Raw genomic sequence first — 21,546 nt, forward strand, 5'->3', positions numbered from 1 at the left:
TTTACGGGAATACTTTAGGTTTGTTAACGATTTACTTGTCTACGGCCATGGGCATGATGACGTAGGCATAACCATCGTCTGTGGTGAGCAGAGCAGGGGAGGTCGCATTGACGATATCCAGAGTTAATTTCATGTCTGGTTCTAACACGCGCAGAAAATCCGCTATGAAGCGATGATCCATTTTCATACTGATGAGTTCTCCATCGTAGTCGATTGGCATTTCGACTCGACTTTGACCGTAGTTCGCTGTTTTTGCTGACAACAACAGTGTGCCACCACCGAAATCAAAATCGAGTCCTCGCGATTCCTGATCAGCCACGATGGCTGCTTGGCGAAGCACGTTGAAAAATGGTCCCACACTTAGATTGATTTTTATCGAATCGTCGCGGTGTGGAATCACTTGTCGCCAGTTGGGAAATCTACCTTCGACCAGTCGGGAGTAGACCACACAGCGATTGCTGCGTATTTGTATGTCATTGGTGCGGCAAGTGACATGTACCAGCTCGTCTTGATCGCTGATGGTTCGCTCCATTAGCGTCAATGAACGAATCGGTACGATGGCATTGTTGCCTATCGTCTCGTGACCGCCCACCGATTTTCCCACACCTTCCATTCGAGCCAGGCGACGACCATCAGTTCCCACAGCGATCACACTATCGCCGCTCAATTCCAGCAATACTCCGCCCAGGGCAAACCGGGTGCTGTCTGGATCCGTGGTAAAACTGGTTCGTCGCACCATCTCTTTGAATAGCCGAGCCGGTATCTCATGATATTTTTCCTCTTCAAAACCGGTTACCGTTGGGTACTCATCGGGATTGGCGCTTGGCAGATTGAACTCACTGTGCTGACCTTGGATGCGAATGCGGCTATCGTTGCAGTCGAATTCTAGCTTCTCATCGCTGCTTTCCTTGAGAATCTGCCCAACGCGAGCTACGTTCAAGAGTGCCTTGCCTGGCGACAGTATGTCTACACCTTCTACCCCGATACGAATGCCAGTCTCCTTGTCGGAAGCCATCAACGTCACCATATCGTTGGCTACCTCGATCTTGACGTTTTGTAATATTTCCTTGGGACTGCGGACATTGGCCACCACGCTGGCCAACGAGAAGGCTGAGGCCATTTTTTCCCTATCACAAGCTATCTTCATCTCGATATTTCTCCACTCGTCGAAGCGTCATTTTCAGGCTGGGGTGCGGTTAACGTGTCCCCGAACCGCTGAGATTGTATATTCTTCCATTTGGCTAGACGCTGTTGTACCGCCTATGGCGAACAGTGGAAAGGCGTTGTGGTCACCGATAGCGATACTGGGACTTTTATCTCAAGTGATTCAATGGTCAGGCCGCATGGTCAGAGGGTTTCAATTCCCTAGATTTAATAGAAGAGTAGTCGTAGTAGAGTCTATCAAACCGAGAGTTATCCACAGGGGCGTGAACCGAAAAATTCAAATGGTTTCAGGGATTTGAACGACGCTTTCGACAAACAACTGACAGAGCAAAAAATGGCAGCGTAAGGTCAACCAACTGTAATAAATTGTTGATCACCCGCCATTAACTGACGATGGCTAACCATCACGAGCCAGAGCAGCCGGATGATGAACCTTGACCAACAGCAAACAACAAACTTTCCACAAGGGTAGCGTGACTGGTTCAAGCCAGGATGTCCGCCAGAATAGACCCATAAATACTGGCCAGTTCACGATCAATATCCAATAGCGAAGTCGTTTTGGTGTAGGCATGTAGGATCGTTGAATGATCTCGCCCACCCAGGTAATTGCCAATCTGCATCAAGCTTAGCGATGTATAGTGGCGTGCTAAGACGATGGCTAAGCCTCGAGCGCGCACTATGTTTGCTTGCCGCGAAGGCCCTCGCATGTCTCGTAGTTTGATGCGAGTTCGACGGCAGACACTCTTGACGATAACCGGCAGCGAAGGTGTGTCCAGTGAGCTAGACTGACGCATCATGGCCAGGATTTTATCACGATCCAAGGAACCATTATCAAGGCGGTAAAGCTTGGAAAGTCTGACAAGATGACCGATATCGGTAGCTGAGAGTATCTGGTGTCGCGACAAATCGCGAGCTAGGGCAGCGATAGCCGCCACGGTGATATCTTGATCTTGCTTGGCAACCAGAGATTCCATGATGGCTTGCCGCGCACATTCACCAGGTGGAGCCAAAGGCACCGATAAGCCGGCAGACAACCGACTGGCTAGTTTGCCATCAAACCCTGATAGGGCAGCCGGTAGACAACGGCTAGTTACGATAACCGGGCGCTGGGCCAGCAACAAAGAGTCTAAGGTAGCCGACAGCTCAGCTTGAACAGACGGCTTGTCATGCAGCGAGTCATAATCGTCCAACACCAGCAGCCGAGCACCGCGCAATCGTTTGCGAAAAGCGTTAAAGTCGTTGATCTCTGAAGCGGCGATATATTCTTGAGTCAGGTTTTGACCCGTCATAAAGCAGATCGGCTTTTCTTGCAGTTGCCGAGACCACAACACGGCCAGAGTGATAGCTAAAGCTGTCTTTCCAACAGATTTTGGGCCATACAGCACGAGCGGAGAAATCGCTGCCAGATTCAAAGGTCCATCGCGGGTCAGCAGGTAACGAACCAGTTGATTTTCTGGCCCAATCCAATACTCATCCGTCAACCAGTTCTCTGACGATCCCGGCAACAACCGGCGAACAGACGTGGGGCGTTCCAGTGGAAAGCTGTACAGGTCAGGGGCGGATGATGATTTGGAGATAGGCACAGGATTAAACACGTCCAATGAGCCAGCGAAGTAGTTCAGTGGTCAAAATATAACTCAAAGTCGCCCACAGACGATGATCCAATCGTCTCGGAACAACCAAACAAATTGGAGGATATCGGCTAAAACATTGGCTTATCGGCCTCGTTATCCCCTTCAGGTCGTTGACGATCGACCTGCGCCACAGAAAATCTAGCTACTGAACGTCGCTGCCGCCATCCGCAGCGGTTAGAACACCTAGAAACGAATGACTATCAATCCATGACCGAACAACTCATCGGCCAACCTGTATTACAGCAGCAAGACCCCCAAATTTGGGAGGCTATTGAAGCAGAGTCTCGTCGGCAACAAGACGGGCTGGAGATGATAGCCAGCGAGAATTACACGTCGCGGGCTGTCATGGAAGCGGTCGGCAGCGTCTTGACCAATAAATACGCTGAGGGGTATCCGGGTAGACGATACTACGGCGGTTGCCAATATGTGGATATAGTAGAGCAGTTAGCCATCGACCGGGTTCGACAGCTCTTTGGAGCCGAGGCTGCCAACGTCCAGCCTCACAGCGGTTCCCAGGCTAATACTGCGGTGTATGTGTCCTGTCTTCAACCAGGGGACAAAGTGTTGGGATTAGACCTTGCACAAGGCGGCCATTTGACCCATGGAATGAAGCTAAATATCTCTGGCAAGCTGTATCGCTTCATCCCCTACGGGGTCGATCCGCAAACACATCGCATCGACTTTGACCAGGTGGCGCGGTTAGCTGCCGAGCACAAACCGAAGTTGATAGTAGCTGGTGCCAGTGCGTATCCCCGTGAGATTCTGCACGCAAAATTTGCCGACATAGCAGCTCAACATCGCATCCCGCTGATGGTCGACATGGCACATTATGCGGGTTTGGTAGCTGCTGGCGTGCATGATAATCCGGTTTCGGTAGCGGACTATGTGACATCGACGACGCATAAAACACTGCGCGGTCCTCGTTCGGGAGTCATACTCTGTAAACATCAGTACATTCGCTCTATCAACAGCGCAGTGTTTCCTGGGCTGCAGGGTGGACCACTCATGCATGTCGTGGCTGGCAAAGCGGTGTGCTTCGGGGAAGCGTTGCTGCCAAGCTTTAAGGAATACGGCCGCGCTGTCATAGAAAACGCCCAAGCACTAGCCGAAGAACTAATGACTCAGGGGTTGCGATTAATTAGTGGGGGCACGGACAACCACCTAATGTTGGTAGACGTTACCAGCATTGGTCTGAGTGGCAAGCAAGCCGAAGAAATATTAGACCGCTGCGGAATTACCGTCAACATGAACATGATCCCGTTTGATACTCGCAAGCCACTTGACCCAAGCGGCATTCGCATTGGAACACCAGCCCTCACCACGCGCGGTATGCGAGCCGCAGAAATGCAACAAATCGGCCGGTGGATCGGTCAGGTACTGCGCGCCGCTGGCGACAACCATAAGGAAACGGAAGTTCGCAGCCAAGTCCAATCGTTGTGTCAGAATTACCCGGTACCTGCAGAGCGCCCAACGTGACCAAGCCAGCTCGAATCCTAATCGCCGACGACAACGCCGCCAATCGTGAATTGTTGGAGGCATATCTAAGTTCCATCGACTGCGTCATTGAAATGGCCAGTGACGGAGAAGATGTATTGGCCAAGGTGCACAGCTTCCAACCAGATGTTTTGCTGCTGGATGTGATGATGCCCAAACGTAGCGGCTACGAAGTCTGCCAATTGCTGAAGAAAGACTCAGCGACCTCGCAAATGATGATCTTGATGGTCACTGCCCTGAATGAGCTAGGTGATATTGAACGCGGCGTCCGAGCCGGTACCGACGATTTTCTTTCCAAGCCAGTCAACCGCATCGAGTTAGTCAAGCGAGTTCAGAATATGATTCGCTTGAAGGATACCACTGACGAATTAGAACGATTACGACGGTACATTAGCGAAATGGACGAGCATAACGGCCCTGCCGTAGCCGGTTAGAGCCTGTGATGACCCGGTATCTGCAACAAGATTGCTGGCTAACGTGGTATTGCTTGGATGCCACTCAGACAGTCACCAGCCTAATCCAAACTTGTATCGACGGCTGGTCCGCCAAGACAGGACTGCAAGCAGAGCGAAAGCCCGCGCTGGCACCAGGAGTCGATCAGCCAGGATTGATCGTGTGGACGGTATGGACAGAATCGGAAGTAGCTGCAATTTGCTCCAATATTGCTCAGACCAGAAGCAACAACCGGACTTCGATCCTCATGGTCTATTGGGCAGTCAATAGTCCGCAACAGCTGGGCTGTCTGATAGAAGCCGGCGCCCAATTGGTGGTTGCCGACCTGGCCCAGTTGCCACCGGCATTGAATGTCATTCTGGGGGGCGTCCCGCGTCGGAATCAATGTCGATATGAATTGACGGCGGGTATCTTGGAACGTCTGCCGTGGAATGAGCCAGCACGCTAATCGGTGTAGGAAGTCAGCGAAGCGGACGACGTTTCCTGATAGATGTGGCGACGTACCTGACAGAGCACTCCGTACAGGCGATTGCCCACGAGTTCGCGCAGTTTATCGGCATCCGGCCAAACGCTCGGGTCTAGAAACACCAATCCAGGCTGGCTCAACTTTAGTGCTCGCGCCAATTTCAACAAGGCACGCCTGTGAGCACGGCTCAATTTATGAGCCGTACAGAGTTCGCGATATAACCGTCCAGGATCGTGACTACTCAGGCGTTTTTGGTGCTGGACATACAGAAATCGAATGATCACAGCCAAACCACCGGCTACCAACAGAACACCAATTAGTATCCAAAGAGCCTTAGTGTTGGTCGCGCTCTTATCGCGAAAAGCGGTAGACATCGCCCCAAACCGCGACTCAGCAAGTACGCTCAGCGACCAGACACTAGCCCATGAGTTAACCAACGGCATGAGATGGTTCTCCACTGGTAGCGGATGAAGACGTTTGCACATGGTGTCGGCGACCAATGCGTCGCAGAGCGCGGTTGGCGGCATCGACGATATCTGTACTTGGATCCAGCAACAGTTCTGGCATCACTTGATCTAACGCATGCTCCGAAAGTATGCTCAGCGCATCGATGGCGCGCACACGGTTCTCTAGATGAGATTCGCTCGACAGACTCGCCAGAACGTCGGGAATGAGTTCCTCGCAATGCAGCCACTCAATGACCTGCAATGTAGCGAAACGCCTTTGTCGAGACGGACTGGACAGTTGTTGCCGCAACTGTTCGGGAACGTCATGGTCCACGCGGGCTACCAACTCAGCCATGAAGCGGCAAAGTTGAGCCGGCCAATGTTGAATCTGGCGAAAAAGGCTGTCAAGCGAGAATTCTTCGAAGAACTTGGTTGCTGAGCGACGCAACAGCTTGGAGGGGCTCCGTAGCCAATCCAATATCGCCTGCACAGCTCGTGTGAGCACCTGTCGCTCTTCTGGCAATACGGAATCAGCTTGTAACCAACGCACTAACGTTTCTAAAGCTGGCCGCTTGCACCACATCAACATCTCTGCCGCCAACTGCCGCGTATCGACTTGATTGCCGCTGGATAAGCACACGCAAGAGACCAGTGTCCAGGCAATGTCGTCACGCGAGGCTGCTAACATCAGCAATAAGCGTCGTTCAGCCGCTCGGTTCAGTTTCAATTCAGCTAAATTCACCTGAGGAATGCAGGCCAACTCTGGTACAGTCAGCAATCGACGCAACGTAGAATCTAAAGCCTCGTCACCAACCAGCTTCGCCATTTCGACCAGTAGTAAAGGATTGGTGTGTTCGACAATTAAGTTCAAAATACCTTGAGGCGTCGTCGGCCGCGCAAAGTATCCGGCTAATAATTGCAAAGCCGCCGGATCGTCGGTAGCTGCCAGATGAGTCAGCATACGCAGGTATGCCGGATGGCTCGGGTCCATCAACAAACTGCGCATCTGGCTATCTTCCCAGTGAGCTACAGTCAGCCACGCCTGCATCAATAGCGATGACTGACAGTTGGTCAGAATGTGAGCATGCAGCTTCTGAATCAACAGCGAACGGACGGGACACGATTCTAAACTTCCCGAGCGACCCTGGCGTCCAAGTCGCTGACACATCGAAAGCAAGCAGCTGGCAGCCGGCTGGTGCAGAGAATGTTCGGCATTGAGTGCAAATTCCAAGACCACATCCACAGAATCAGATAGATTCAATTCGGAAATTACAACCAAGGCAAGAACTTGTTGGTCATGATCGCCAAAGGATAGTAAGCTACGCGCGGCAGCGAAGAATTTGGTTGACTGTTCATGCAAGTACAGCAGATCGTGGTGATCGTAATGCTTCCAGTTTAGCAAAATCGACTGGTTGGCCTGCTCAGAATCCCGCGAGCAGAGCAATCGAAGACATTGATGTCGCAGTGCGGCAATAGGGCTAGCCAGGCAGGCTTCCAACAAAGTGGTCGCCGCTTGATTACGCGAGTTTAATAAAGTCTTCCAGGTAACAGGATGCGCTACCAACGAAACTTCTGTAGACATTCTGTCTACCTCCCAGTGGCCAAGCATACCGGCAGAAAACTATGCACGATTCCTAACGTCAAGCGGTATTTTTGACACCCAAAGCAGTTGTTCTCCAGCCATTTTCCGCCGTCTGATCGCTAAAATCGGCACAGTCAGAATTAATGCTGCTGGTGGTATGGCTTCTGGGACGCAGCCATGCAAGCAGAACTAGGTTGCCTGTCATTGCAATCCTGAATGCTAGCACAGCGATCCAATGCGGGAGTTACCCGAACATGCCGCTATAACGTTGGGCAATAACTGAGAAATCCAAAAAAATTCACAATTCTTCCCAAGTTGGTCCAAAGGTGTCCATGCTCAGTCGTCTAATGAGATAGATCAAGCAGATCGAACTCGGCAACAAAACGTAGCGTATTTATTAAAGCATCGTGAGTAGTTGAGGAATGGCTGGCTCGATCACACGGTGTTCGTAGTTGATGGTGGTGCTATCGGGCTAAACCGGTATTTCTACAAGGAGGAACGGACGATGTTAGTGCTAAGTCGCAAAGAGGGTGAGAAGCTGGTAATTGGAGACAACATCACGTTGGTTGTAACCAGAATCTCGGGAAACCGGGTAACGGTGGGGATCGAGGCACCGGTGGATGTGAAAATCTTTCGCGGGGAGTTGAAGGACGAGACCAAGAACTCGGGGCCGCGGGTGGTGCCGCTGCGTTGCGCAGCGACGATCACCATGGACCTCGATTCGGACGCTCGGGAAATGGAAAAGCAGGCAATATAGTTAAGGCTAATAGAGACTGACAGTCCTTGATGCGATGCGTAGGGATAGGCAGGCGGGTAAAGCGTTGCCAAGGGAACTGATGTTTCATTGCGAGTCGTCCAGCGTGTATTGTAAGCCTCCAAGGGGCCGTCAGCGTCACCGAGGATGGAAGGCATTACTGCTGGAAAAATTCGACTATGGGACAGGTAGAAGTACCCACGATGCTAGTGGCAGCCGCGTCAACCGAGTGGTCGTTTTCTCGCGCCCTTAGCCAGCTTTTGCAGGCATTCCAACAGGGGGACTTCTCCCAAGGAGCCATCACGCTGCTGGACAAAATCGTCCTGCCAGCTTCCTTGGGGCTGTTAAGTCTTCTGGCAGCCTATTTCGTGTCAAAATTGATATCTACGCGAGTCAAAGCCTTGATTTGCTCGCGTGTCGACGAGACGTTGGGCAAGTTCATCGGCAAGCTCACATTTTATGGATTGCTGCTGGTCTTTGCATTAACCATCTGCTCGCAACTCAATATCGAAATCTCGGCGTTCATGGCGATGCTGGCCACCGCTGGATTCGCCATTGGCTTGGCATTTCAGGGAACACTCAGCAACTTCTCGGCCGGCGTGTTACTGCTGGTCTTTCGTCCCTTTAAGGTCGGTGACCTGATCGGTGTCGCCGGAGTGATTGGTAAGGTAAACGAAATCGACATTTTTACGACGACGCTGGATACCACCGATAACCGACGGTTGATCCTTCCAAATTCGTCAATTGCCGGCAATACCATAGAGAATATGACGCATCATGCTCACCGCCGCGTAGATGTTGTCGTAAGCGTAGAGCTGGCTGCCAATCTCGATCAGACCCGCAAGGCGCTGACAGAGTGTGTCGAGTCGATTTCGCAATGGATCATACCGGGTGAAGACCGCGGATCGCAGGTGTTAATGACCGATCTTGGACAGAATCTGGTTCAATGGACAGTTAGAATGTGGGTTGCCAAGGAGAATTTTTTCATAGCCAAAGAGTTGCTGCTGGGGCAGATCAAACGGCATTTGGATCAATACGCAATTGGCATTGCCCGCCAACGAGTAGAACTGCAAATGTCAGCCCAGGTCCGCAGCAGCTTAACCACGCCCGAACCATTGCCACCCACCTCACTGGCTATGCCCAATCTACTTGCGCAACACGATAGCCAACGAAAAATTCGGCCACGCACTCGCGGTGAAGGCCCTGAATAGCGTTAACTTGACACCACTTTTTAGCTGTGGAGCCAGATAGCTTCATTGATTCAAAGGTCTCGCAGGCTGAGCGGCTTCTACTATTTCTAGAAGCTGCTGATGCTCTGCCGAGTAAGTCAGTCCTACTAGAGCGAAATTTAGGCTCGCGGCGCGATCCTGCTGATCCAGGCTGGCTTGAGCTCGCCCAGCTAGAACAGTTGCCATGTGGTCGCTCAAGGCCTGGCGAAACTCTGATTCAGTAGTCTCTACCAACGTCAATTCAAACAATGCAGGAATGTCTGAGTAAACTTGCAATACCGCCAATTGTTGAACGGCCGGCCAGAATACGGCGGCCTTCTTAGGATGTTGAGCGCTCCACGCATTCCAGTGTTCGACGGGCGCTCCTCCAGTCCGCCGCTGTCGCTGCATCAACAGGAGTGCAAGCACCTGGGCCGGGCCGCTGGAGGTCCTTCGATAGTCACTGATTTCTACTAAGTCCCACCGGTTGTAGTTGGCAGACAATAATCGGTTAATCGAAAACGGCTCAGCCGATTCAGAATCTACCGGAGGTGACTTGGGAGTGGCAATCAACTTAGTAACGTCAGAACTTATCGAGATTGGCGGTGCACTGTGAACTACTCCGCGGATTTGATAATTCGTTAGCGGATCGGCTAAAAAATAGAATCCACGAGTCTGCCACGTTACCGGATTGAACTCTACTCCCTGTACCCGGCACGCCCAATAATAGGCCGATCCTAGGATGATCAAGCAAAACAAACCGATCAAACCTTTGACCAGATGTGACACCCTCTGACCTTTAAGTTGTATACTCGATTCTGGTCGGCTCACGGCACAGATTTTGGGAATGAGAAGTGGTGTGGGGTGTGGCATCAGGTCGCAACGAATCGTCTGGTTGTCTATCGCAGGACCCGCATCCTCTTATACCACAAGATAGCCGATGGCCTACTTAGGCAACCACTTCGGCGGCTCCAAAGGTAACTTGATGAATCAAAAAAGCCAGCGTCAACCAGGTTCGCTCTGCCCCCCAAGAATAGGGAATTTCGCCAATTCCAGGCAAAGCTATTGGCGATTCATTCATCTATTGACTCGGCAGACTGAGCCCACCACCAGTCACAGGCCGCAGTCGGTACAATCGCAGGCAGAAAAAATGCGCCGGCTAGAAGCCATCCTCATACTATCGCCTCAGGGTATCAGCACTCGCAAAGCCAGTAAGCTGGCAGACTTGGCGGATGCTACAGAAGTGCGTACACTAGTCCGCCAACTCAACATGTTTTATGATTCTCGTGGTAAACCCTACAGAATCGAGGAGATAGCCGGAGGGTTGGCCATGATGACACGGCCGGTGTTTGCGCCATGGTTGCGCAAGCTGGCATACATGCCCGGTGAAATTCGTTTGGCGAGATCCGCCCTGGAAACCTTGGCCATCGTGGCCTATCGGCAACCGGTAATGCGAGCCGAAATAGAGGCGATTCGGGGAGTAGGCTGCAGCGAGTTGCTCAAACAGCTCATGGATTTGGATTTGGTTCGAATTAGTGGTCGCAGTGAAGATTTGGGACGTCCCTACCTTTACGAAACGACTCAACGGTTTTTACAAATGTTTGGATTGCGATCTGCCGATCGCTTACCCCGGATCAACTGGGCAATACACTCGCAGCCTAGCGAAAAATCAACATCATCTGAAGTTTGCAACTGAATCGGAAGTAGAAGGAGTCCACAGTGAGAAAGACAACCCCAGCCGCAATACGACAGACTGTCTCAGCGACCACCAAACAATGGTTAGCAACAGCTTCGTCCGCAGCCATCCGCGCCATCGATGAGGATGAGGATTTTGAAGAGGACGACTCAGATGATGAAGAGGATGATTTTGAGGACGAAGAAGATCTGGACGACTGGGAGGACGAAGAATCGGACGACGCCGAAGAGGCTGATGACGAAGAGGACGAGGAAGAGGAGCTAGAAGATCTGGAAGAAGAGGAAGAGTGGGAGGAAGTCGACGACGCAGACGACGAAGAAGAGGAAGAGGAGGAGGATGAAGATTGGGATGACGACGAGGAAGATGATGACGATGACTGGGACGATGATGACGAAGAGGAAGAGGATGAGGATGACGATTGGGAGTAGTCGGTCGACAACATCACAGTACGTAGTCCAATAGCGTTGGTCTTATCTCAGCGATCTACAGCAAATTTGATTGAAATTTCGCAACAGCCGGCAGCAACCATGTCTGGCGTGCGTGCCTGGTTAAAAGACCTCGCAATCGCCGAGGAATGCAGGAGAGCCACACGTGCTGACCGGAGTTTCGCTGACCTGTTTTCTTTTCAGCTATCTGGCTGTGCTTGGTCTAGAGCTGGCGCGACTTTTCTTCCGCATACCGTGGCGGCAAGCGCTGGCTGTGTTTGGTATGAGCGCTGGTGTGCTGGCCCATACGATATTCTTGGTCAATCAATTGCTGCAGCCAGATTCCGGTAGGTTGTTGAGCGATTGGTTTCAATGGTGCGTGTTGGCTGCCTGGGGCTTAGCGGCGGTGTGCACGTTGCTGATGGCCCGCAATCCCAACGGTCATCTGGGGTTGTTCCTGATACCTACCGTTCTCGCATTGATCGGGCTGGCCAGTGTTGCGCAAGGCGGGCAATCGTTTGCAGAAACATCTGAGATCAGCTTTTGGGGCCGCACGCATGGTGTCAGCTTGTTGCTGGGGACCATGTTCATCGGCCAAGGATTTGCCTTTGGCCTAATGTACTTGGTGCAGTCTCATCGACTGAAGACGAAACGCAATACCAGTGGATCTTTGCGCTTGCCAGCCTTGGAATTCTTGCGCTCGATGAACCGCTTAAGCATCTATGCGGCAACACTGGCACTGGCGGTCGGTATGGTGTCGGGAATTCTATTGAATGTCAATCGTGATCAACAAATGGCATGGTATAGTGGCAGTGTCTTAGTGAGCTTGGCACTGTTCGTATGGGTAGCCATTACCGCCTTGCTGGAATATGGCTCCAAAGGGTCTCTCGGCGGTAGGCGCAGCGCCTATTTAAGCATCGCCAATTTCTTGTTTCTAGCCATAGTGCTCTTGCTGGTTCTGCGCGCAGCACATGGCGAACGCGCCACCCCAGTTACTGATCCCGAATCGGCATTATCCGTCGATTCTGCAACTCCGGCAGTAGCACGGAAGGCGGAGCGCTAATGCATTGGTCGATGGTAGGTTGGAGTCACCACCACACTCCCATCGAACTACGGGAGCGCCTAGCCTTTTCCACTGAACAGGCGGCTCAAGTGTTGCAACAACTCGGTGAGCGCTACCCCGACTCTGAATGTGTTTTGCTGAGCACCTGCAATCGGGTCGAAGCCTATTGTGGAGCCGAACAACCTGAGCAATTGCCTGGCAGTCAACAACTGGGAGCGTTGTTGGCTGGCTTTCATCAACTGGACTATCCGTCGCTCAGGCCGCAAGCTTTGGAACTCGATGGAACAGCCGTCATCCAGCACCTCTTCAAAGTTGCTGCCAGCCTAGATAGCATGATCGTTGGTGAGGCACAGATTCAAGCTCAAGTTCGCGGCGCTTACGATCTGGCCTGCCAGCAGGGCCGGGCGGGCAGTTTGATGCACCGAGTGTTTCAGCGAGCGACTGCTGTCGCGCGGCGCGTGGCCAACGAAACTACGATTCAACAGCGACGCATCAGCGTACCCAGCGTAGCAGTAAGCGAGATCGCTACCGAATTCTTCGAGAGCTTTGACGATAAGAAAATTCTCTTAATCGGCGCAGGCGATATGGGAGTCGAAACAGTCCGCTATCTCCAGGACGCGGGTGCCAGGCAGATGTGGATCGTCAATCGCAGCTTTACCAAGGCTCAAGAGCTAGCTGAACAGTTTTCGCTGCAGGCGGAACCCTGGGATCTGTTGGACCTATTTCTGGCCGAAGCAGATTTGATTATTTCCACCACCAGCAGCCCCGAGATGATCGTCAGCACCAGTCAATTTCGACGAGTTCGCTCGGGCCGACAGCACGCAGTACTGATTCTGGATTTGGCCGTGCCTCGCGACTTTGATCCGGCCATCGCTAATTTGCCAGACACGTATTTGTACTCCATCGATGATTTACAACAGGTCTGTCAGCGAAACATGCAGGCCCGCCAAGCCCAATGGCCCAAGGCAATGCAGATTATCGAGCAAGAGACACAGAAGTTCATGGCCGAAAGCCGTCATGCCGGCAGCGGACCGACTATCAAACGCCTACAAGATCAAGCCCAGCAAATTAAGCAGGAAGAATTCAAACGTTTGCTAGACAAGCTGCGGTCACACGATTTAGATCCGGCCGTTCAGCAGGAGCTGAGCCACTCATTTGATCGGCTGATCAACAAGCTGCTTCATCCCCCGCTGCAATCGTTGCGCGATCACGCTGACAGCACCCATCACGCCACTCTTTTAGATTCACTCCGTCGACTCTTTCAGATTAACGACTAGCCCAGCCTGGCCCAGGAGCTTGCCTGGCGGCTGAAAAGTTGCGGGTAGGCCTACAGACGTGAGCCGGCCGAACAGGCGTGTTGGGCGGCAAGAAGCAGGGCTGCGGATTGCGGTTAGTCTGTCGGCTGCGGTGACTTGCGCGGGTCTGGAGGTATTCTTCCACTGGGTGGCAATTACAGCCGATACAGACAGTGGGGCGTTATAGCCCCAAGTGTTGGCGAGCTAAGGATCCATGCTCGTCAAAAACATTGCGCATGGATGTGTTACTCTTAGCGCAATAAGGTTTCCCATGTCACTAGAGTGGTTTCACGTGGTGTTGGGAGTGTTCTTCGTGGGCATCTGGTTGATAGCCGGCCAGATTGTCGCGTTGGATCGTCAGGAAGTGCGTGGTTCGTCACCGAACGGGCACTCTGGACGTGGCGCTCGCAAACAAGCTACGACTCCTCACGGAGATGTTGGCTTGCACTACAAGTAGTTCCACGGATCAACTTGACGACCTACGCCGAGTTCTCCAAACCAGCAAAAAACCCAGGTGCAGCGATACACCTGGGTTTGCGCGTGGATTGACAGTGACAGTCGTTGAACACTGACCGTAGCTACCACTGCCAGACGATGGGTCTCGAGCTAGACCACGGTCTGGAAACGGTAACTACACTGACGGTAGCTACATCTCAGCCACTTGACTAACTGTACAGCCAGGAGCTACTTGATCTCGACGGTTGCGCCGGCTTCGACCAATTCCTTCTTGACCTTTTCAGCTTCTTCCTTCGAGACTTGCTCTTTGATCTTAGCCGGAACGCCTTCGACCATTTTCTTGGCGTCCATCAGTGAAGCGCCGGTGATGTTCTTGACGACCTTGACCACGTTCAGCTTGGCATCGCCAAAGCCGGTTAGAACGACATCAAACTCGGTTTGCTCTGGAGCAGCCGCAGCCCCGCCACCGTCACCCGATGGAGCAACCATCATCACGCCACCGCCCGAAGCGGCTTCGATGCCGTGCTCGTCCTTCAGGTAGTCGCTCAGCTCTTTAGCTTGCTTCAGCGTTAAACCAACGATGGTTTCGCCAAGTTGTCGAATGTTGTCAGCGTAAGTTGTTTCGGACATATTCTGTCACCCTTTATACTCGAAAAAAACGTGTAACTTGTTTGTGAATTTGGTGGTGCGAAGCACCGGTTGGCTAACTGCTCAGGCGCCGCAGCCGGGCACGGTGGGCAGAAGACTGGATCGCACCGCAGGTGCTCCCAGCCAGGAGTCACTCACTATGCTTCGCCCTCCTTATTTTCAACCAGCTTTTTGACTTGGCCAGCCAGCTTCGAGCCGGCACCTAACAGTTGGGCAGAAAGCTGAGATCCCGGACCCAGAATTTGACCGACCAGCAGCGAAATTTGCTCCAGGCGGCTAGGCCACTTGCTAATCTCCAAAACCTTTTCTGCGGACAAGGATTCGCCGTCCATAACGCCGCCTTTGAGTTCAAATTTTTCGAACTCCTTCATCTTGACGATGGCAGCAACTTCCTTGGCTAGGCTGACGAAATCTTCGCAACCCCACAGAACGGCTACGGATCCCAACTGCTTGTCAAAGACTGGGCTAAGGTTCGAGCCGGATACGGCCCGAACGGCTAAGCTGCGTTTGACCACTAGCACAGAAATGCCTTTGTCGCGCAGATGTTTACGAATGCGGAACGTCGCATCAGAATCCATGCCGATAACGTTGGCCACGATAGCGTCAGAAACACCATCGAGTCGATTCTTGATGTCACCTGATATCAGGTTTTTTACATACTTGCTCATGATCGCATCATATCGCTGGTTGTAGCCGAAGTTCGGCCAGTCATTTGTGAAATTGTAATTAGGCTGCTATCCGCACACTCGGTGACATGGTAGCGCACAACGAAATAGTCTTGATGTACACTCCACGAACGGTGGTCGGTTTAATCTGGTTGATGTAGTTGAGGAACGCCTGCACGTTCTCGACCAACTTGTCAGCATCAAAGCTCAGTTTGCCAACTACGGCGTGCACATTGGCACCCTTATCGTTACGAAACTCAACTTTACCAGCCTTGTATTCACGGATGACCTTGGCAACATCAGTAGTCACCGTGCCGGATCGCGGCGCTGGCATAAGTCCTCTAGGTCCCAGCACTTTGCCCAACGGTCCAACGACTCCCATCATGTCCGGTGTGGCAATGCAGACGTCAAAATCGGTCCAGCCCTCTTTGATCTTCTTGGCCAGGTCTTCTTGGCCAACGTAATCAGCACCGGCGGCCTCGGCGGCGGTCGCCAAGTCCCCCTTGGCGAAGACCAGAATTCGCTGCGTCTTGCCGATACCATGCGGCAGCACCACCGAACCGCGCACGATCTGGTCAGCTTGAGCTGGATCGATACCCAGATTCAAGTGAATCTCGATGCTCTGATCGAACTTCCTGCTGGGGTAGCTCTTCAGGATAGCCACCGCATCCTTAAGATCTACGGGCATCTTGCCCTTAGTGTTCTTGGCAGCCATTGCCTTCATCGCTTTGGAAAGTCTTGCCATGATTTAGCCCTCTACTTCCAAGCCCATGCTGCGGGCGGTACCTTCGATCATTCGCTCGGCATGCGCCAGGTCGCGAGCATTCAGGTCGGCCATCTTCTTTTGGCAAATATCTTGAATCTGCGATCTGGTTACTTTGCCGACCTTCTTCTTGTTCGGTTCACCAGAGCCGCTGGCGATGCCCGCAGCTTGCTTGAGCAGCGCCGCAGCCGGGGGGCTTTTGGTGACAAATTCAAAAGTTCGATCGCTGTATACCGTGACCACTACAGGTATTGGTGTGCCATTGTATTCGCGTGTTCGTTCGTTAAAGGCAGATACAAACTGCCCTAAATTAATCCCATACTTACCAAGCGATGTACCCACGGGCGGAGCAGGCGTAGCCTGACCCCCTGGCACTTGAAACTTGGCTTGCCCAACCATCTGTTTGGCCATTGCAAACGTCACTCCGCTAGTTGCGCCGAAATCAACCAACCCATGAATTGGTTAGCCGAAATCGAAAAAAATGAATCTTCTCAATACTTGCACTCGCACCGACAATCCATGCTGATGTCAGCGGTGCGAATGAGTTAGCAGGCAGGGTTTGGGCCCAGCAAATCACATTTTTTCGATTTGCCAGTGATCCAGTTCCACTGGGGTGCTGCGGCCAAAAATGTTGATGATTACGGTCACGCGACCATTGGCCTCATCAACCTTCTCGACTTCGCCCTCAAGGTTCTGGAAGTTGCCCTCTTTGACACGCACTCGATCGTTCACACGATACGGAATGGATGTCTTCATCGGCTTGTCGCCGTCTTCTTCGTCTGGAGTCTGACGCTGCACTATTTTGGCTACGTCAGCCGGGTCCATCGGAGTCGGCTTGCCACCGGAGCTTGCGAAATCGCCGACTCCCGGTGTTTCCCTGACCAAGAACCAGGAATCATCGGTGATGGACATGTTGGCCATCAGATATCCTGGATAGAGCTTCCGCTTGACAACGCGGCGAGTACCGTTGCGGGTGAAGGTGACTACATCTTCGGTCGGAATCAGTATTTCACTGAAACAATCGTCCAGGCCAGCCAGCTTGATGCGCTTCAACAGCTCCTTGCGAATGCTGTCCTCGCGATTGAAAGCTACCTTGATGATGTACCAGTCCATGCCTGGCGCAACAGGGGCAGTAGCAGCTTCGGATGTTTTCTTGTCACTCACGCTTGGAGCACCCCCACGCCAGTACAAGCGATCGCGAAACTCAAGCCCCGTTGGCCCAAGTCCGCCGTCATCTCCTGGCTAGGAAGACATGCAAATGATTAAATCGCGACGCTAACAGGAAACCCCTCGGCAGCCGCGACGGGGGATAATGTACTCGGAACTGGCAGGTATGTTCAAGGGCTATTGGCCCAGGAAGCCAAACTAATTTTGGATAGCCAGGGGCAGGGTTAGGCAATGCCGAGCGTTTGGAACAGCAATCGCCACACTGCGTCGTACAGAAACAGGATCGCCGACATGAACATGATCGTAAAAATAACCACCATCGAGGCTTTGATCATTTCTCGCTGAGTCGGCCAAGAAACTTTGTACAGTTCAGCCTCCACCGAGATCAGAAAATCGGCAAATTTGGGCCAGTTGACCAGGCGATATCCGGCCCAGGCTCCCAAGGCTCCCAAGGCAACCGTTAGCAAGTAGCTCAGCGATTGCTTGTCTTCGCCTAGCCAACGAGCAACGTTTTTGGCCAGATAGAACTGTTGAAAACGCCAGACGGCAACGCCTACAACCAGCCAAATCGCCAAGCAGGTGATCTGTCGCACCAAGCGGCCTTGTGATCGCTTGTACAGGCCGGTGGCCAACAGCTCCTGGAAGAAGCTGGACTGTTCAGAATCCGGTAAACGGTTGCCAGCGACGGTGTCTTTTGAGTTCATGAGCTGTATGTGTCAGAACTGGTCAAGTAAATTGAAAGGCTAAATTGGACGCTTACAAACAAACCAGCCTTAAGCGCCTCGGGGCATCACATGCACAAGCGCCCGACAGGTGCATTGATGTTGCTTCGAACAACAGCAGGGGCGGAGGGACTCGAACCCCCAACCGCTGGTTTTGGAAACCAGTGCTCTGCCAATTGAGCTACACCCCTCCGTGCTTTCGCCAAACGTTAGTGGCTGTCGCGGACAATCCAGCCGCGACAGCCTGTGTCAGTTGGGCGATATGACAGTCAGGTAGGGGTAAAGTCTACCTGGCCAGATCATCGGTTACTCCAGGATTTTCGTTACGACTCCCGAACCCACGGTCTTGCCACCCTCGCGAATCGCAAACCGCACGCCGTCGTCCATCGCGATCTTCTTTTGCAGCTCGACTTCAATCTTGACGTTGTCGCCAGGCATGCACATTTCAGCACCGACTAGCTTGGCTGAGCCAGTCACGTCGGTCGTACGAAAGTAAAACTGAGGTCGGTAGCCCGAGAAAAATGGAGTGTGGCGGCCACCTTCATCTTTGCTCAAGCAATAGATTTCAGCTTCAAACTTTTTGTGGGGGGTGATTGAGCCTGGCTTGGCCAGCACCTGTCCACGCTCGATGTCATCGCGCTTCATGCCGCGCAACAGACAGCCAACGTTGTCTCCAGCACGACCTTCGCCCATTTCCTTACGGAACATTTCGACGCCCGTGACGGTCGTCTTCGTGGGCAGATCTTTCAAGCCGATGAGTTCTACTTCTTCGCCGACCTTGACAATGCCGCGCTCAACCCGCCCGGTAGCGACTGTTCCGCGACCTTCAATCGAGAACACGTCTTCGATGGCCATCAAGAACGGCTTGTCTTCTTCGCGAGTCGGCTGAGGAATGTAGGCGTCAATCGCATCCATCAACTCGCTGATGCACTTGCTAGCCTCTGGATCAGCAGGCTTGTTGTAGGCCGCCAACGCATTGCCGCGAATGATGGGAATATCATCGCCGGGAAAACTGTACTTGTTCAGTAGCTCACGAATTTCCAGCTCGACCAATTCCAGCAACTCTTCATCGTCCACCAAGTCGCACTTATTCAGAAACACGACGATGGCTGGTACGTCTACCTGTCGAGCCAATAGCACGTGCTCTTTGGTTTGCGGCATGGGGCCGTCCGCAGCACTTACCACCAGAATAGCACCGTCCATCTGAGCGGCACCGGTGATCATGTTCTTGATGAAGTCCGCGTGACCAGGGCAGTCGATGTGCGCATAGTGACGCTTGTCCGATTCGTACTCGACGTGCGAAACGGCGATCGTTACGGTCTTGGTAGCGTCACGAACGGTACCACCCTTGGCGATTTCGGAATACGCCTTGGCCTGAGCCAAGCCCTTCGCCGCTTGCACTGCCAGAATAGCTCCGGTAGTGGTGGTTTTGCCGTGGTCAATGTGACCGATCGTGCCGACATTGCAGTGCGGCTTGTTACGTTTGAATTGCTCCTTGGCCATTGTTCGTTACACCTAAACACAAAGAACCATGATGTAGCGCGGCCAAAGTGGCTCGCGTCAAAACTAAACCTAAAACTCAACTTTGTTAACCCACCGCTACCGACTTCCCGTATCACGGAAAACCTAAGCTGCTGATGGGACTTGAACCCATGACCTCTTCCTTACCAAGGAAGTGCTCTACCAACTGAGCTACAGCAGCCGCTGACCGTAGCGGAAAGCGGGTGAAGGGAATCGAACCCTCGTATTCAGCTTGGAAGGCTGCTGCTCTACCATTGAGCTACACCCGCAGGCCCGACAATCCCATCAGTTTGCCAGTTCGGTTGGGTTTCGCCAATGGGAGGTGCAGGATTCGAACCTGCGTAGCCGAAGCAACGGATTTACAGTCCGTCCCCTTTAACCACTCGGGCAACCTCCCTTCGCTATTTTCAATCCGTACCTGGACGCTCCCAATGAGCCAGCAGAGGGACTCGAACCCCCGACCGGCTGATTACAAATCAGCAGCTCTACCAACTGAGCTATGCTGGCCCGCTCAAATTAGCAGACCTGGCCCATTTTTTGGGAAGGACTAGTTTATCGGCGAGCCCACCCAGGGCAAGACGAGTTTACCCTCCTTACGGGGTGAATCTGGCGCGATTTTGGCAGATAACCAGCCTTTAGGCGAACGGTGGAAACGTAGCCGCCGTCGCCAGAGGGTGGATGTCGAGCACCACAACCGTCAAGCGACAGCAAGCTTTGACTTGCCGCGCACCTTCTTAGACCGGCATCCGCAAACACAGCCTCGCCGCTGCCGTACACCAGCGGCGAGGCTCCCAAAATAGACCAAGCAGCTGTCCAGCCCCGACTGCGCACACTGGAGCCTGCGGCCAGTTTGTATTTGGCCCTGCGGCTGGCTTTGTTAGAATCTCATCTGTAGCAGCACCCGCTGATGCCGCTGAGCGTGGCTGAAATTCTGGTCCATTTCGACGACCAGCGTGCTGCGGTCGCTCTGCGTATCCTGGCTGAGTTGGCATCCAATACACAGGTGACATTCTTCACGCATCAATAAAGGTTCGTGGAGTTGGAGCAACCACTGTACGAACGAGCTGGGTATGCCATGCACTCGCTCGATAAGGCGCATAGTCTATGAATCTAGTTGGTCGGATCGCGATGGTACTGCTGGTCGGCTACGGTCCTGGACTAGCTGCTGAAGACTGGGTTGGCGTGACATGCCAAGGAACCTACGAAAAGCATCTGCAGGGGATCTGCCGAGACGACTCCAGCATCTACTGGAGTTTCACGACACAGTTGGTCAAGACCGACCGCCGAGGCCAGGTGCTGACAATGGTATCGGTGGCTGATCATCACGGTGATTTATGCTACTTGGATGGAAAGGTGTATGTAGCCGTCAATCTCGGTAAATTCAACGACGCCAACGGCATGGCGAATTCGTGGGTGTATGTTTACGAAGCTGACTCGTTGCGCGAGATCGCCAGGCACGAAATACAGCAGGTTTATCATGGCGCGGGAGGCATCGCGTCTCGCGACGGCCACTTCTTTGTCGTGGGAGGTTTGCCCGCAGGAATCGAAGAGAATTATGTTTATGAATTCGACGCCAAGTTTCAATTCTTGAAACGGCACATCGTGCCCAGCGGTCAGACTCTGCTGGGGATTCAAACTGCCACTTGGGCAGAGAACCGTTGGTGGCTTGGCTGCTACGGTAATCCTAAGATTCTGTTGGTGGCAGATGCGGAGTTCAACCTGCTGGGACGCTACGAGTTCGACTGCTCTTTGGGGCTGGTGGGACTGGGAGACGGTCGCTTGCTGGCTGCCAGCGGCCAGTGTCGGCCAGCTAGAAATTGTACCGGGAGCCTAACGCTGGCCGTGCCCGACGAGCAATCTGGACTAAAGTATGTGACGGATTCGAATTAGGCGAATCCTACCGCTGGCCTTGCTTTTCACCAGC

The 21,546-nt window shown here is 52.9% G+C and carries 24 protein-coding genes and 5 tRNA genes; 11 read left to right on the forward strand and 18 right to left on the reverse strand.

All coding sequences use genetic code 11. The annotated features are described in order from the left end of the window. Window positions 1–31 precede the first annotated feature (31 nt). Both dnaN and KF752_05440 read right to left on the reverse strand, forming a co-directional pair. Window positions 32–1,147: a DNA polymerase III subunit beta gene (gene dnaN / locus KF752_05435; GenBank protein MBX3420985.1), complete on the reverse strand. Its 1,116-nt coding sequence runs from the start codon at window positions 1,145–1,147 to the stop codon at window positions 32–34. Window positions 1,148–1,646: 499 nt separating this feature from the next. Then, window positions 1,647–2,747 carry an ATP-binding protein gene (locus KF752_05440; protein ID MBX3420986.1) on the reverse strand — a complete coding sequence of 367 codons (1,101 nt, stop codon included), beginning with the start codon at window positions 2,745–2,747 and terminating at the stop codon, window positions 1,647–1,649. Between the two features lie 258 nt (window positions 2,748–3,005). Between KF752_05440 and KF752_05445 the strand changes: the two genes are divergently transcribed. Genes KF752_05445 through KF752_05455 form a run of 3 tightly spaced genes read left to right on the forward strand, consistent with a single transcriptional unit; the run spans window position 3,006 to window position 5,193 of the window. Further along, window positions 3,006–4,274: a serine hydroxymethyltransferase gene (locus KF752_05445; GenBank protein MBX3420987.1), complete on the forward strand. Its 1,269-nt coding sequence runs from the start codon at window positions 3,006–3,008 to the stop codon at window positions 4,272–4,274. Continuing rightward, window positions 4,271–4,726: a response regulator gene (locus tag KF752_05450; protein MBX3420988.1), complete on the forward strand. Its 456-nt coding sequence runs from the start codon at window positions 4,271–4,273 to the stop codon at window positions 4,724–4,726. Before KF752_05445 ends, KF752_05450 begins: the two co-directional genes overlap by 4 nt. Before the next feature lie 8 nt (window positions 4,727–4,734). Continuing rightward, a complete protein-coding gene (locus KF752_05455; protein ID MBX3420989.1) occupies window positions 4,735–5,193 on the forward strand; it encodes a hypothetical protein in 459 nt (152 codons plus the stop codon). On the opposite strand, the gene KF752_05460 is transcribed toward KF752_05455, so the two are convergent. Next, a complete protein-coding gene (locus KF752_05460; GenBank protein MBX3420990.1) occupies window positions 5,190–5,654 on the reverse strand; it encodes a hypothetical protein in 465 nt (154 codons plus the stop codon). The genes KF752_05455 and KF752_05460 overlap by 4 nt on opposite strands. Next, window positions 5,641–7,239 carry a hypothetical protein gene (locus tag KF752_05465; protein MBX3420991.1) on the reverse strand — a complete coding sequence of 533 codons (1,599 nt, stop codon included), beginning with the start codon at window positions 7,237–7,239 and terminating at the stop codon, window positions 5,641–5,643. Before KF752_05465 ends, KF752_05460 begins: the two co-directional genes overlap by 14 nt. Before the next feature lie 505 nt (window positions 7,240–7,744). Between KF752_05465 and KF752_05470 the strand changes: the two genes are divergently transcribed. Then, the gene (locus KF752_05470; GenBank protein MBX3420992.1) at window positions 7,745–7,996 is read left to right on the forward strand and encodes a carbon storage regulator; all 252 of its coding nucleotides are present in this window, start codon (window positions 7,745–7,747) and stop codon (window positions 7,994–7,996) included. Window positions 7,997–8,172: 176 nt separating this feature from the next. Next, entirely contained in the window at window positions 8,173–9,204 is a 1,032-nt protein-coding gene (locus KF752_05475) for a mechanosensitive ion channel family protein (protein MBX3420993.1), read from the forward strand. A gap of 42 nt (window positions 9,205–9,246) precedes the next feature. On the opposite strand, the gene KF752_05480 is transcribed toward KF752_05475, so the two are convergent. Then, window positions 9,247–10,032, reverse strand: a complete 786-nt coding sequence (locus tag KF752_05480) for a hypothetical protein (protein ID MBX3420994.1) — start codon at window positions 10,030–10,032, stop codon at window positions 9,247–9,249. 319 nt (window positions 10,033–10,351) lie between these two features. On the opposite strand from KF752_05480, the gene scpB reads away from it, so the two are divergent. The 5 genes from scpB to KF752_05505 all read left to right on the forward strand — a co-directional run bounded on the left by scpB (window position 10,352) and on the right by KF752_05505 (window position 14,137). Beyond that, the gene (gene scpB, locus KF752_05485) at window positions 10,352–10,897 is read left to right on the forward strand and encodes an SMC-Scp complex subunit ScpB (protein ID MBX3420995.1); all 546 of its coding nucleotides are present in this window, start codon (window positions 10,352–10,354) and stop codon (window positions 10,895–10,897) included. Window positions 10,898–10,920: 23 nt separating this feature from the next. Then, complete coding sequence (locus KF752_05490; protein MBX3420996.1) at window positions 10,921–11,325, forward strand: hypothetical protein; 405 nt, start codon at window positions 10,921–10,923, stop codon at window positions 11,323–11,325. A gap of 163 nt (window positions 11,326–11,488) precedes the next feature. Then, complete coding sequence (locus KF752_05495; GenBank protein MBX3420997.1) at window positions 11,489–12,385, forward strand: hypothetical protein; 897 nt, start codon at window positions 11,489–11,491, stop codon at window positions 12,383–12,385. Then, complete coding sequence (gene hemA / locus KF752_05500) at window positions 12,385–13,662, forward strand: glutamyl-tRNA reductase (GenBank protein ID MBX3420998.1); 1,278 nt, start codon at window positions 12,385–12,387, stop codon at window positions 13,660–13,662. The genes KF752_05495 and hemA overlap by 1 nt, the downstream gene beginning before the upstream one ends. Before the next feature lie 289 nt (window positions 13,663–13,951). Next, a complete protein-coding gene (locus KF752_05505; GenBank protein MBX3420999.1) occupies window positions 13,952–14,137 on the forward strand; it encodes a hypothetical protein in 186 nt (61 codons plus the stop codon). Window positions 14,138–14,364: 227 nt separating this feature from the next. Here KF752_05505 and rplL read toward each other — a convergent pair whose 3' ends face one another. From rplL to KF752_05570, 13 genes are all read right to left on the reverse strand, one after another. After that, window positions 14,365–14,766, reverse strand: a complete 402-nt coding sequence (gene rplL, locus KF752_05510) for a 50S ribosomal protein L7/L12 (GenBank protein MBX3421000.1) — start codon at window positions 14,764–14,766, stop codon at window positions 14,365–14,367. A 155-nt stretch (window positions 14,767–14,921) separates the two neighbouring features. Then, window positions 14,922–15,452, reverse strand: a complete 531-nt coding sequence (gene rplJ, locus KF752_05515; protein ID MBX3421001.1) for a 50S ribosomal protein L10 — start codon at window positions 15,450–15,452, stop codon at window positions 14,922–14,924. A 58-nt stretch (window positions 15,453–15,510) separates the two neighbouring features. Beyond that, window positions 15,511–16,194, reverse strand: coding sequence for a 50S ribosomal protein L1 (rplA, locus tag KF752_05520; protein MBX3421002.1), 684 nt, complete (start codon window positions 16,192–16,194; stop codon window positions 15,511–15,513). A 3-nt stretch (window positions 16,195–16,197) separates the two neighbouring features. Beyond that, window positions 16,198–16,623, reverse strand: coding sequence for a 50S ribosomal protein L11 (gene rplK / locus KF752_05525; GenBank protein MBX3421003.1), 426 nt, complete (start codon window positions 16,621–16,623; stop codon window positions 16,198–16,200). 162 nt (window positions 16,624–16,785) lie between these two features. Further along, a complete protein-coding gene (gene nusG, locus KF752_05530; GenBank protein MBX3421004.1) occupies window positions 16,786–17,325 on the reverse strand; it encodes a transcription termination/antitermination factor NusG in 540 nt (179 codons plus the stop codon). A gap of 278 nt (window positions 17,326–17,603) precedes the next feature. Next, on the reverse strand, window positions 17,604–18,083 hold the full coding sequence (gene secE / locus KF752_05535) for a preprotein translocase subunit SecE (GenBank protein ID MBX3421005.1): 480 nt from the start codon (window positions 18,081–18,083) through the stop codon (window positions 17,604–17,606). 136 nt (window positions 18,084–18,219) lie between these two features. Continuing rightward, window positions 18,220–18,292: transfer RNA gene (locus KF752_05540), tRNA-Trp, on the reverse strand. 115 nt (window positions 18,293–18,407) lie between these two features. Next, window positions 18,408–19,604, reverse strand: a complete 1,197-nt coding sequence (gene tuf, locus KF752_05545; protein MBX3421006.1) for an elongation factor Tu — start codon at window positions 19,602–19,604, stop codon at window positions 18,408–18,410. Between the two features lie 126 nt (window positions 19,605–19,730). Continuing rightward, a tRNA-Thr gene (locus KF752_05550) sits at window positions 19,731–19,803 on the reverse strand. A 17-nt stretch (window positions 19,804–19,820) separates the two neighbouring features. Further along, window positions 19,821–19,891 (reverse strand) — tRNA-Gly (locus KF752_05555). A gap of 47 nt (window positions 19,892–19,938) precedes the next feature. Then, window positions 19,939–20,019: transfer RNA gene (locus KF752_05560), tRNA-Tyr, on the reverse strand. A gap of 37 nt (window positions 20,020–20,056) precedes the next feature. Then, window positions 20,057–20,129: transfer RNA gene (locus KF752_05565), tRNA-Thr, on the reverse strand. Window positions 20,130–20,499: 370 nt separating this feature from the next. Then, the gene (locus KF752_05570; protein ID MBX3421007.1) at window positions 20,500–20,721 is read right to left on the reverse strand and encodes a hypothetical protein; all 222 of its coding nucleotides are present in this window, start codon (window positions 20,719–20,721) and stop codon (window positions 20,500–20,502) included. An 83-nt stretch (window positions 20,722–20,804) separates the two neighbouring features. On the opposite strand from KF752_05570, the gene KF752_05575 reads away from it, so the two are divergent. Then, window positions 20,805–21,512 carry a hypothetical protein gene (locus KF752_05575; protein MBX3421008.1) on the forward strand — a complete coding sequence of 236 codons (708 nt, stop codon included), beginning with the start codon at window positions 20,805–20,807 and terminating at the stop codon, window positions 21,510–21,512. Window positions 21,513–21,546: the final 34 nt, after the last annotated feature.

The sequence above is a fragment of the Pirellulaceae bacterium genome (assembly GCA_019636385.1).
Lineage (GTDB): Bacteria > Planctomycetota > Planctomycetia > Pirellulales > Pirellulaceae > Aureliella.